The 280-nt window shown below is 46.4% G+C and carries 1 pseudogene; it reads right to left on the reverse strand.

The annotated features are described in order from the left end of the window. Positions 1-280, reverse strand: a pseudogene (locus NIE88_RS22245) (phage tail protein); the annotation flags it as partial.

The raw sequence follows: 280 nt of genomic DNA on the forward strand, positions 1-280 counted from the left end.
GCTTTTCCCCATGACGCCGGAATCGTTAACCAATCGAGCCATTTCTCCAGCTGTACCGCCGTACCCTAGTTTCAAGTTGTCAAGCATGGTAAAGTTATCTTTGGCAAAGCCTTGATAAGCATTTTGAAGCATCCCAATGTCCGTACCCATTTTGTTGGCATTATCGGACATATCGACAATGGCCATATCTGCATATTTAGCGGCTGCAGCAGTGTCTCCTTTTAAGCCCTGAAGCAAGGTAGCTGAGAATGAGGTAACCTGTTCCATGTAGCTTGTGCTC

This window comes from Sporolactobacillus shoreicorticis (assembly GCF_024125445.1).
Classification (GTDB): Bacteria; Bacillota; Bacilli; order Bacillales; family Sporolactobacillaceae; genus Sporolactobacillus; species Sporolactobacillus shoreicorticis.